This is a genomic window from Flavobacterium sp. MFBS3-15 (genome assembly GCF_026107645.2).
Lineage (GTDB): Bacteria > Bacteroidota > Bacteroidia > Flavobacteriales > Flavobacteriaceae > Flavobacterium.
Window position 1 is genome coordinate 1 of record NZ_JAPCHV010000015.1, and the last position, 12,491, is coordinate 12,491.

The 12,491-nt window shown below is 44.4% G+C and carries 6 protein-coding genes; 4 read left to right on the forward strand and 2 right to left on the reverse strand.

Going from position 1 to position 12,491, the window contains the following annotated elements:
• The coding region (locus OGH69_RS13280; RefSeq protein WP_265174971.1) for a choice-of-anchor L domain-containing protein at positions 1-6,122 on the reverse strand (6,122 nt) is incomplete at its 3' end.
• 412 nt (positions 6,123-6,534) lie between these two features.
• Between OGH69_RS13280 and OGH69_RS13285 the strand changes: the two genes are divergently transcribed.
• The 3 genes from OGH69_RS13285 (at position 6,535) to OGH69_RS13295 (ending at position 9,277) form a co-directional block, all read left to right on the forward strand.
• Complete coding sequence (locus OGH69_RS13285; RefSeq protein WP_265174972.1) at positions 6,535-7,794, forward strand: putative DNA modification/repair radical SAM protein; 1,260 nt, start codon at positions 6,535-6,537, stop codon at positions 7,792-7,794.
• 10 nt (positions 7,795-7,804) lie between these two features.
• Positions 7,805-8,581, forward strand: coding sequence for a TIGR03915 family putative DNA repair protein (locus OGH69_RS13290; RefSeq protein ID WP_265174973.1), 777 nt, complete (start codon positions 7,805-7,807; stop codon positions 8,579-8,581).
• 114 nt (positions 8,582-8,695) lie between these two features.
• Positions 8,696-9,277: a MiaE family protein gene (locus OGH69_RS13295; protein ID WP_265174974.1), complete on the forward strand. Its 582-nt coding sequence runs from the start codon at positions 8,696-8,698 to the stop codon at positions 9,275-9,277.
• Positions 9,278-9,345: 68 nt separating this feature from the next.
• Here the strand turns inward: OGH69_RS13295 and OGH69_RS13300 are convergent, their stop codons facing one another.
• Positions 9,346-11,802 (reverse strand): AsmA family protein, encoded by a 2,457-nt coding sequence (locus OGH69_RS13300; RefSeq protein ID WP_265174975.1) that lies wholly within the window; start codon positions 11,800-11,802, stop codon positions 9,346-9,348.
• Positions 11,803-12,034: 232 nt separating this feature from the next.
• Here OGH69_RS13300 and OGH69_RS13305 point away from each other — a divergent pair, with 232 nt between their 5' ends.
• On the forward strand, positions 12,035-12,376 hold the full coding sequence (locus tag OGH69_RS13305; protein WP_265174976.1) for a hypothetical protein: 342 nt from the start codon (positions 12,035-12,037) through the stop codon (positions 12,374-12,376).
• Positions 12,377-12,491 lie beyond the last annotated feature (115 nt).

The window sequence follows — 12,491 nt, forward strand, 5'->3', positions numbered from 1 at the left end:
TCCTTAAAGAAGGTCACCAAAAGCCCGTCCTGCGTGCCTATGATCTCGTCTATTTTCGTGTTAAGGTCAAATTCCTCCACCTCGTCGCCCGGGTTGTTCAAATCGCAAAGCGTATACGGTGCCGGAGGGGCAGCCTGCGGAAGCGGGTTCACGATCAGCTCCACATCCACCTCGTCATAACAGCCTGTAGCGGTGTTGGTCACCCTGCCGATGATCACCTGGCTGGCGCTGGCGTAGCTCGCAGGGGTGGGTATCAATCCGTCCGCATCGTAGAACGAAACGGCAAACTGTGCCGGGTTCAGCGTACCCAGTATCTCCGCCTCAAGGGTCGTAAGGTCAAATACCGCAATGCCGTCCGTATCGTTGCTGCCGTTGTCGCAAAGCGCATAAGCCTCCGGCTCGGTAGCGATAGGGCGCGGGTTGACGATGAGCTGCACTGTTCCTACATTATAACAGGCTGTGAGTGTCGACTCCAACCTTATATAAAGTGTTTGGTTGTAAGCGGTTACATTCCTATATTCACCAACATTAACTTCATCAGCAGGGTCGTCTGAAATTGGCTCATTATCAAACTGTGCATCCGCCAGTGTTTCGTGAATAGTCACGTTGGCAAACGGTTGTCCGCCCAGAGCCTGTTCCATTGCAGGAACAAGATTAAAAATACCGTGTCCAAAATCATCTATGCCACACACTACAAGCGGATCAGTAGGCATTGGCACCGGCGCTTCGATGATGTTTACTTCAAAACTTGATTCAGCATCACAAATAATTGTAGTACCTGCCTGCTTATAAATATAGATGGTATTAATTCCTACTGTATTGATCACATCACCAGGACTCAGCATAGTACCGGTACCATTAGGACCTGTGAAGTAATTGCCCTGCGAAGGTGCAAGGGCAGGAAGTATGTATTGGCCACATGCAACCTGATCCTGATATTCAGGTACCGTCACAATGTTCACATCTACAAAGAAGCTGTGCTCATCCGAACATAGGTTTGGATTTGTAACAGGGCCCACAGACGCATAAACATATATTGTCATCGGAGATGTTACAAGATAGCCCACAGGAAGTACGGTACCCGTACCACCCTGGCCTGTACGGTACGTTCCTACAGTCAGTGCAGGAAGCGCATAGGCTTCACATTGAGCCACATCAGCTGGCTCGTCAACTACAGGGGTTTCATATACATTAACCTGGAATGAATTTTCATCATTACAGTTGATCCTGTTACCTCCCGTTTGCGAATAAACAAACAGCGTTCCCTGATATGGAGCTGTTAGTACTGTACCGGCAGGAATTTCCGGGTTTGCCGAAGGGTCTGCAAGATTTGGCCCTCCTGAGTTCGCATAATATGACCCCTCAGTAAGCGCAGGAAGCGTATAGGTATCACACGCATTTACATCTGCAGGATCGTCGGCATTCGCATGGAACACTTCTACAAGGAAGCTGTTCTCGCCTACACAGTTCGGATTGGTATTCGACTGCGAGAAGATATAGATAGTCTGAGTAGTTGTAATTTCATCACCTTCAAACAATGGGGTACCCTGTCCGTTGGGCTCTGTAAAATAGTTACCCACAATAAGGTGGTCAAGTGTATAGCTTTCACAAGCCAACGCGTCAGAACGTGCATCGACCATTGGCGTGTTGTAAATTGTTACAGTAAACATCTCCTGGCTGATACACTCTCCATTAAATGCATAAACATAGACAGGTTGTGTAGAGGTGATAAAGCTGCCAGGCTGCAATACGTTTCCGGTTCCGTTAGGTGCGGTATAGTACGTCCCCACTGCCAATGCAGGCAATTCATAATTATCACAAATAAACACATCCTCAACAGGAGCAAGAACAGGATAAGGTGTAACAGTTACGGTAAAGAAATTGTTATCGGTACAGTTAGGTCCGGTTCCCAAATCCACATACACATAAATATCCTGTGTAGTAGTAATCATTTCACCCGGGAAAAGCTGGGTGCCCTGTCCTGCAGGCTGAGTGAAATAACCTCCTACTTCAAGTGGAGGAAGTTCATACTCACCACATACCGCCACATCATCAGGGGCTTCAGGATTAATTACCACAAGGAATGGATTTTCAGAAGTACAGTTTGGTGTACCGCCTGTAGCCGCAAAAATATACAACTGCGTAGTTTCTGTAATTACCTGCCCGGCAAAATACTGTGTTCCTGTACCACCAGGGCCTGAAAAATATCCTCCACCGATGAGGGCCGGAAGTGTATAAGGGCCACATGCACCTGCATTGCCCGGATTATCAATAACCGGTGCCGGCTTGATTACTACCTCAAATGATTCTTCATCACTACATGGAGGCGTGGTAGTCGTTTGCGCATATATATATATAGTCTGGTCAGAATCTATCAGCTCTCCTGCATTGAGCTGCTGGCCTGTACCGCCCGGACCGGTATAGTAATTTCCAACTGGCAACTCAGGCAATACATACCCGCCGCACACCAATTGATCCGGCATATCGTTAACATCTATTATCTCAATAGTTACATCAAAGCTATTTTGTGCAGTACAGTTTGCGGTATTTGGCACCGAATTGTATACATATAATGTCTGGCTGTCAGTTATTACAGTCCCTACAGGAAGCTGCGTTCCGGTACCGTTAGGCCCTGTAAAGTAATTACCGTTTGTGAGTGCCGGCAACTGATAAGGCGTACATGAAACTACATCGCTTGGGTTATCGGCAGTAATAAGAGGGTTAATTGTTACCGTAAAACTGTCATCACCTGTACAGTTAGGGCCGCTTGTTGTGGCCACATAAGTATATATGGTTTGGTTAGTATTTATTACAGTGCCAGCATTGATCTGGGAACCCCCACCATTAGGTGCCGTACGATAATTTCCAAGCGGTAATGCCGGTAGCGTATAAGGTCCACATGAAACTACGTTAGGAGGAGCTATCGAATTGTTTTGAATAATAGTAACAGAAAATAAGTTTTGCCTAAAACAATTTGGTGTACCACCAGTTTGTGCGTATGCAAATATATTCTGACTCGTATTTATTACTGTGCCCGCCGGCAACATTGTTCCAGTACCATTAGGGCCTGTATAATATCCGCCGGTACCTCCTGAAACTGTAAGTGCAGGCAAGGTATAGCTTCCGCAAGTGATTACCGGTTGTGGTTGTGGGAAATTGGGCCTCGGGGTAATGGTTACATCGAAACTCCCCTCCGTAATACATACGGGAGTCGTTTGTGTTACAACACGAACATAGATGGTTTGAGAAGTACTGATTACAGTTCCCGCACTTAATACTGTACCTCCGCCATTGGGTTGTGTCCTGTATTCACCCATGGCCAATGCAGGCAGGGTATAATTATAACAAACATTCTGATCAGCAGGAGTTATAGCCTCAACGCTTATAATTGTTACAGTAAACTGGCGCTGTCTTCTGCATCCAAATTCATTCGGATCACTTAATACATAAACTACCTGCGTATTAGTTATTACCGTGCCCTGTGCCAAAACAGAACCTGTCCCGTTAGGTCCGGAAAAATATTGTCCATTACTCGGTGGGGCAGGTAGAACATAGCTATTACATGCCGTAACATTCGGTTGGCTCTGCAAAAAAGGAAGAGGATGTATTGTTACAGTAAAGCTGTCCTCATCTGTACAGGCAGGGTTAGAAACACCTTGTTTGTACACATAAAGTGTCATTGAAGTATTTATACTTTGCCCTGGGTTATACTGTGTACCCGTACCGTTTGGCCCGCTATAAAAAAACAATCCCGGAAAATTTGGCAGGTTATAGCTGTTACAAGCTTCTACATCATCAACATTCGGAACAGTTACAATTTCAATGTTAACAATAAATTCACTCTGCGCTGTACATGCAGGGTTATTTGGATTGCTTGCATATATATAGATGGTCTGAGGAGTCGATATTGATGTACCTGCAGGTATTACCGTACCTGTATTGTTAGGGCCTGTCCTATAACGTTGCCCGTTTGGCAATACAGGAAGAATATAAGGTGTACATTGAGTAATATCAGGATGTTCAACTACTGTTGGCGCATTGGTAATTGTAACCACGAAACTATTGTTTGCTGTACAGGCAGCAGCAGCAGGAATATAAAAATAAACAGTTTGGGTAGCAGTAATTTCATGACCTGCCGGATAAGTTATCCCGCCACCGTTTGGAGCAGAATGGTATTCCTCACCCGGATTCAGAGCAGGAAGTATGTAGCTTAAACACGCCGTTACATTGCTCGGCGCTGTAGAAGCGGTAATAATGTTAATCACAAGTTCTGACTGGTTGGAACAGTTTGGCGAACCACCTGACTGCGCATACGCGTAAAGCGTTTGCGATGTAGTAATAACTGTACCTGCAGGTCGTTCCGTTCCTGTACCACCTATACCTGTAAAATAGCTACCCCCCGCTATTGCAGGAAGTGTATAACTATTACATGCATTAACCGTAGTTGGGGCAGGAAGCACCGGAAGCGGATTAACAACAAGGTTGAAACTGGTAACCGAAAAACACTGTGAATCAAATGCTTTTTCTATCCTTGCGTAAATTGTCTGGTTTGTACCTGTAAAACTTGCCGGTGTACTAATTGCCGGTGTTCCGGCGTTGGCAGCATCGGCAGAAGTATAATAACTTATAACGTTCTCTGCAATAGGCTGGGCACCAAGAATTACAGAGTCTTGCTGATTAAGATTAAATACTGCGCTATTTGAGCCTTGTGTTGTTTCACAAAGCACCAGGTCAGTTGGCTGTGTCGCCGTAGGAGGTGGCGATGTTAGCAACTGGAATGACCTTAACGTATAACAGCCATTATCAGGGTTTTCTACCCTTGCCCAAATTGTAGCACCTGTTGCGCTTAGGTAATTAAGAGGCAGTGGATTTGTATCATCGCTTGCATTATCCTGGTCGGCATGATACGTTATGATCGTATTGGGATTAAGACCCTGTTTTAGCACAGGAGTATTAATAGACAGATCATATGTATACAAGCCTGTTGGATTCTCACATTTAAACAGGTTATTTGCTTGTTGTGCCGGAATCTCGGGCGCATACTGAACTACTATAGATTGCGTTGTAACACATCCTAAAGAAGGACGGTTCAGGGTTACTGAATAGGTTCCGGGCTCATCTATTGTTAGCGCAGGGCCTGTTTCAGCTAAAACTGTTGAGCCCTGCATCCACTGAAAGTTATATATTGCCGGATCCAGTTCGGTATCAAGCACATATTCCTGCCCATAACAAAGTGGATTGCCATTGGCAAATGTAAAATCCTGCTCAAAAATCTGATGGCCAAGGTTAAGGCTACCTGCCGGTATAAATACTGCAGAGTCATAATCGCCATCTGTACCATCAGTGCCCGCATCGTCAGCTATGATGAATTTAATACGGTAATGAGCATTGGGAACAAGAGTACCACTTACATGCATAAGCTTGGTTTGTCCATTATAATTTATCGCTGCACCTGCTGCATTGGAGCCGCCATTAAATTGACCGAACCAGTTAGCATTGAGTGACGTACAATCTGAATTATAAAGTTGGTTTCTGATGTTAGCAACTGTTACCGGATCCGTAGTAGATGGTATAAGCGCAACATTTACTGGTGCAGTAGGGTCATCTAAATTATCAAGGAGTACTATAAAAGCATCATTTGTAGTACACTGGAATGCTCCATATTCCTCAGAGGCAAAAAGAAAATCAAAGCCGAAATTGGAAGAGTTAGGAATAAAGTCAAATTGGAACAATGTAGCATTTTTAGATTGCATCGTTATTCCTGCTGCTGCAAGTGTTGCCTGAAGTTCGGCATTACCCAGCCATGTTGCAGACGCTCCTCCATTACTTAATACAGAATTGTTTGGACCTGGTGACAGTGATGCCTGCCCTGTTGTAAGCAACAATCCCGAAGACGTAACAGGAAATGACGGGTTGGTATTTTGATAAGACCCAATACCATTTGATGACCCAAAGTTAGAACCTGTGCTGGTGACAATATTTGAAATTTGTACCAAACAGGAGTTATCAACCAATACGTTGTTCACCAATTGGGTTGGTGTTTGAGTAGTGTTGACCGTAATTACCTGTCCAAATCCCAGCAGGGATGATAACAGTGATCCAAAAAATAAAATTTTCTTCATAAACTTCCAGCTTAAGAGCATTTCGGGGTCATTATTCAGTTTTAATAACTTCGTATACAGAATCTTAATTCTGCGGGCAAATATAAACTTAATAATTGTTCAAACTTTACACGCATATAAGAATTTACAAGGTGTTTACCACTTTTTAATATTGTTCAAGATAAAATGAAAAATCCCTCAAGTTATGGCAAATACCATATCTTATTTGTTAAATTCCAAATAACGTATATTGCTTTCTTACTAAAGGGGTGTCTTACTGCCTCCAATGTTAGCAAAAATTTGGCAATCTGTTACTTATTCTTTTGTAATTTGTTATATTAATAACAGATATTGGTAATTAAACCCTAGCTATATCACAGTTAAATTTGGGTATAATACTTTTTTCTTGTATTTTTGATGAAAATATTCATCTATGCAAAATCGGATAAGGGAAAAGGTTGAAATTTTGGCTGATGCGGCAAAGTATGATGTTTCATGTGCTTCCAGCGGAGGAAATAGGAAAAATGATAATAAAGGCATAGGGAACAGCAGTAATGGAATATGTCACACCTATACCGAGGATGGCCGCTGTGTATCGTTGCTAAAAATCTTATTGACAAACCATTGCATTTTCGATTGCGCCTTTTGCGTATCCCGAAAAAGCAATGATGTAAAGCGCGCTGCTTTTACCGTAGATGAAGTAGTATCTTTAACAATGAGCTTTTACCGCCGCAATTATATCGAAGGCCTGTTCCTGAGTTCCGGGATATTTAAAAATGCCGACTATACAATGGAACGTCTCGTACGGATTGCAAAAAAACTACGAATTGAGGAACGTTTCAATGGATACATACATCTCAAAACTATTCCCGGGGCCAGCCCGGAATTACTAACTGAGGCAGGCCTTTATGCCGACCGCATGAGTATTAACCTCGAAATGCCGACCGAAGCCGGACTGAAACTTCTGGCGCCCGAAAAGTCACATGAAGAAGTAAAACGCCCACTTGGATTCATAAAAGATACCATCACCCAATTTAAGGACGAGAAAAAGACCGGACTGATCAAACATGTGCCAAAATTTGTCCCTGCAGGTCAAAGTACCCAAATGGTCATAGGGGCAACACCCGAAACAGATATGGAAATTATGTACAGTGCCGACCAATACTATAAGAATTTTAGCCTAAAGCGTGTGTATTATTCCGGTTACATTCCCATAAGCTATGATAACCGTATGCCTGTGATAGGCAGCCAGCCCCCGCTGCTCCGTGAAAACCGGCTCTACCAAACAGATTGGCTCATGCGGTTTTACGGGTTTGGCATAAAAGAATTGCTTAATCCGAAAAACCCGCACCTGGATACCGATATCGACCCAAAACTCAGCTGGGCACTGCGCAACCTGGAACAATTCCCGATTGATATCAATACTGCCGATTACCGGATGATATTGCGGGTGCCCGGCATTGGCGTCACATCAGCTCAAAAAATCGTGCAGGCGCGCAGGTTCGGCAAACTGCGGAGCGACCAGCTCCAAAAAATAGGTATTGCCTATAGCCGTGCAAAGCATTTTATCCGTTGTGCAGATAGTACGTATATCCTAAATGAACCCGATGCGCCACACCTGAAGAGCCTCATTCTGGCTGAAAGTTCCAGCAAGTACCTCAAGGTTCCGCAAAACCAGTTGAGTTTATTTTAAACCCATCAGCATGACCATCTATATCTTCGACGGCTCTTTTGAAGGACTCCTTTCATCAATCTTTGAATTTTATGACCGCAAGCCGGGAAAGGTACAGCTTGTATGGCAAAAATACTATGTCCCCGGCCTTATGCAGGATACGCTGGAAATTGTAACTGATGAAGCCCGTGCAAAACGGGTTTGGGCAGGGCTGCAAAAAAAGCTCCCGCCTGAATGGCAGAAGAGATTTTATTGGGCCTACCTATCCGAAAACCCTAAAACTTTTCAGGACCTTTTTGGCTTTGCTTGTTATATTTTTGACAATACACAGGGTGCGTACAGCAATTTTGGCAATGCATATGTAATGGCGGTCTCTAAAATGGAACGGAGCGTGAGCCGCGAGCGACACCGTATGAAAGCCTTTATCCGGTTCCAGCAGACAGCCGACGGTATCTATTATTGCCCTGTTGAACCCGACTTTAATGTACTGCCGCTCATCGCGAAATTTTTCCGTGAACGATATGCCGACCAGCGTTGGATCATTTATGATGTAAAAAGAAAATATGGCTTGTATTACGACCTGCAAACGGTTCAGGAAATTACTTATGAGTTTGTTGCTAATGTAGATACGCGCAAAGTACAGCTCCCTTCCGAACTCATCGATGAAAAGGAACAACTGGCCTCACTCCTTTGGAAAGACTACTTTAACAGCACCAACATACCCGCGCGCAAAAACATGAAATTGCACATACAACACGTGCCCAAACGATATTGGAAATACCTGAATGAGAAAGAGGGGAAAAATTGAATAAAACCAATGGTTTTTGATAATATACAGCAATGTTTTTACCAAATAACCCAATCCACAAATAAAAGCATTTCCGATAGAATTTGTAATTTCGCCCCCATAATATTCATTACTATGCTCGGACTTAAACTCCTTACCGACCCCCGCTGGGCCAATATTGCCGAATCGAACCTGGAAGAGATCCTCACCGATCATGCCTGGTGCGAGCAAAAAGCCGCGTCCAATGCCATATTCCTGATTACCAACAACTCAGAACATACCGACCTTGTAATCAAGATGGCCGAGATCGCCAGGGAAGAAATGGAACACTTCCAGCAAGTAGTGGAAATCATTGAGCAGCGCGGCTATACACTGGGACGCGAACGACGCGATGATTACGTTAACCAACTCATGAAGTTTGCGCGAAAAGATGGCAGCCGCAACACCTCATTCATTGACCGCCTGTTGTTTGCAGCAATGATCGAGGCCCGCAGCTGCGAGCGTTTCAGGGTGTTATCAAAGAATATCAAGGATCAGGAACTGGCAAAATTTTACCATGACCTGATGGTTTCCGAAGCTACCCACTATACCACATTTTTAGGTTTTGCCCGGAAATATGCCGTAGATGTTGATGTAGAAAAGCGATGGTCCGAATGGCTGGAATATGAGGGTAATCTTATACAAAGCTATGGTAATTCGGAGGCGATACATGGGTAATTTTGAGGATGGCCGATAGGATTTCAGGGAAATGCCATGATGATTTTTGAGTAGCGTTACTTTCCAAATCAATCTTTTTTGCCGCCCAGCTTCACTTTAACCTTTCCATCTTTGTCATCCACAGCTTTGAGGTGGAGCACTATGCCCCTGTTTCGGCGTTTGGCCAATTCTGCTTTATCGGTAATCCCCTCATCCCTTTTTGGGTTGCGGAGCGGCACATCTACATAGATCTCTGTGCCTTTGCCAAAAGAGTATACCCCCTCTACATCCATGTTGATGGCGCTCGAGCTGATTTTCATTGGGTGAATGCTTACCTTTTCGCCCTTTACATCAAACCGTCCCCCAAGATTATAAAATTCGATATTTTCCATGTTGCGGTACGGAAACGCAAACTTGCCTATGTTGCGCAGTGGCTCAAAATCCAGCAGCCTGCCTTTGTTGACCACAAAAGACAAATTGCCGTTCATCGATTTGGGCACAATGCCCCCTGCATCGGTTATGCTGCCGCTAATTTTGGCCTTAGAGGAAAAATAGCCCCTGAGGTTATTTGAACTGAGCGTTTCCATCCCGAAATTATGGAAAGCATAAAAGAATTTGCTGATATCTACATTGCTTATCACTGCATCCAGGTTATAGCGGTTCGTCTTTCCGCTTTGGGCAAGGTAACCGTTTACCACAATACTGCCCCCTCCGTGCCTGAGACCGGCATTTTTTATATGCACGCCCTCATCGGTAAGCAATATGTCAGCCCTGGCGTCTGAGGCGTGAAAACGGTTGTAATACAGTTCATCGACCCGCAATTTCATATCCACATTGCTTTTTTCGAAAAGGATATCCAGGTCTTCGGTCATATTGCCTTTACGATTCTTTACCGGCGCATGCTTTTTCCTGCTTCCTAAAAATCCTGCGAACTCGCCCAGGTTGAGCCTGGGGCTGTACACATCCCAGGTAATCACGATTTTTTCCGGATCGGTATAGTAAAGATTCAGGAAGTTTTTGATGCTGCCTTCCATGTTGACAATGCTTTTGCCCGTCTTCAGGACAATCTTACTGATGAACAGGTCTTCGCTGGTGAAATTAAGCGCTACCGATACGCCCCTGAAGTCGAGTTTCCTCGGCACATAGCTTACATCGGCATCCCTGACCTCAACAAGACCTTTTACGTAGGGCTTCGACAGGCGGAAGTCAACGATATCCGCACGGAAGCCGAGTTTTACGTTAGCTGTCCCTTTGGAGAATTTGAGTAAATCATCGTCTACGACCGACCTTAGTTTCTGCATTTCGAACGTAGAGGAAAAATCGCCCACGGCTACAGGCTTTTCGAGGTCGAGGATGAAAACCCTGTTCATGGAAATGAGCATCCCCGCATATTCACCCCTGAAATTGAAAAGCTTTATGGCCGAGTTGGCATCGGTATACCCACCCCCTTTACGGTATTCATTGGTAAATACACCAAAAAAACTGCATTTCTCCACTATTCCGCCGGGAGTGTGCAGCACATTGTCCTTCACCTCGGCATTTACACGGATCAGGGGGTCACCCTCGACATTGAAACCGCCTATAATGTCGCACTTTACCGCAATTGGCCTCTTCATGTCAAACATCTCAAGCTTACCCGTTATGTTGGGCGAAAGCAGGTTGCCGGCATCTTTCCACAAAATGCTCTTGTTCTCAATGTTTATGGCAAAATCAGCATCGGGGCTGGCTGTTTTTATCGAGGCTCCAATATAAAATTTTTCATCTCCTATGTCCAGGCGGTTCTTATCGAAAACAAGCACGCCTGTTTCTTCATTAAAGGTGATGTCAAAGTCGCCGGCTACCTCCTTCCCTTTCACAAAGCTCCCTCTTTGGGTATTAAAGGCCATGCTGTTCACAAGGGCATTGAGGCTTACCCCGGCTTTCCAGCCCACAGGCGTATCGTTGAGCGACCCTTTGAGCTTCCGTACGGAAAAGCTGTACAGCTTACCTTTTTTTTGATTGTCGATGGTAAAAGCCACATCTTCCAGGTCGAGGCCGCGAAGCTCGGGGAAGCTGCCACCGCCACCGCCCGAGCTTTTCCCTTTTTTAAACACCGACGAATTGCTGTACCCTGACGCATCGGTATACAGCTGTACCGAGGCATCCCTGATGGTGATCTTCTTTATTTCGATGGTACCCCGCATCAGTGCCAGCGCATTCACCGATATATCAAGGCTTCCGGCATTGAGGAGTGTTTTCCCATGGCGCCCGGAGAGGCTGTCTTTCAAAACCACCTGTTCAAGCCTGAGCGAAACACCGGGAAAACCGCCAAGAAAAGTGGTTTCCATGCCCTCTATCTCAAGGGAGCCTGTAATATCTTCGTTGAGCTTTTCTGTAACCGATGCCAGCACTTCGTCGCGATGCGAATTGATATACCATGCCAGTGATACGTAAGCTACAATCATGAAGAGGAAAATGGCGAGCACGCCACGAAATGCCCACCGTGCCCAGCGGGGCATTTTGAGGCTTGCAATGAATTTTCTGAATACCGTAATTTTTTCCTTCATACGTCCTTACGCACCATAACTATGGATAGCTAATAAAGATACGCATGAGAAATTTCCAAATAGCCTAAACTATGTTAAAATACAAATCGCTGCTAAACAACCATATAGATATTTATAAACATAGACAAATTATAGACAAACGGTATTTTACCCCCCTACTTACAGCTGCATAGAGTAATTTAGCAACGCCAACTAAATCTGGCCCTTCGGCCAAAAAACTACTAAAACACTTATGAATGCCTTACTTGACAAAGTATTGCTGCGCGCAAAAATTTTACGGCGGGCTTTAAGGATCCTGCCAAAAAAAAGAAAGAGAATACGACTGATCTATTTTAACCATGTGCCGGATACCGATAGCAGCGACACACTGATTATAAGGTACAGGTTTACCAATGCCATTTATTTTGATATCGATGGCAAAAAAACGTTCGAGAACAGGTATGTCTTTGCACGTCCTGATTCCAAAAAAGACATTTTGATCACGGTACACGGTTTCCTGAGAAAGGCCTATTATACCATAACGGTAGACAGGGACAATGTTTTTATCACCAAAAAACTGCATATACCTACCTAAACCTTATTTCTATTTCTATTTTTAAACCTGAAAGGGGCGCCCATGTGGTGCCCCTTTCTCCCTAAACTAAATGAATAACCAATAACCTAAAACCTATTATTCACTACTACTATCG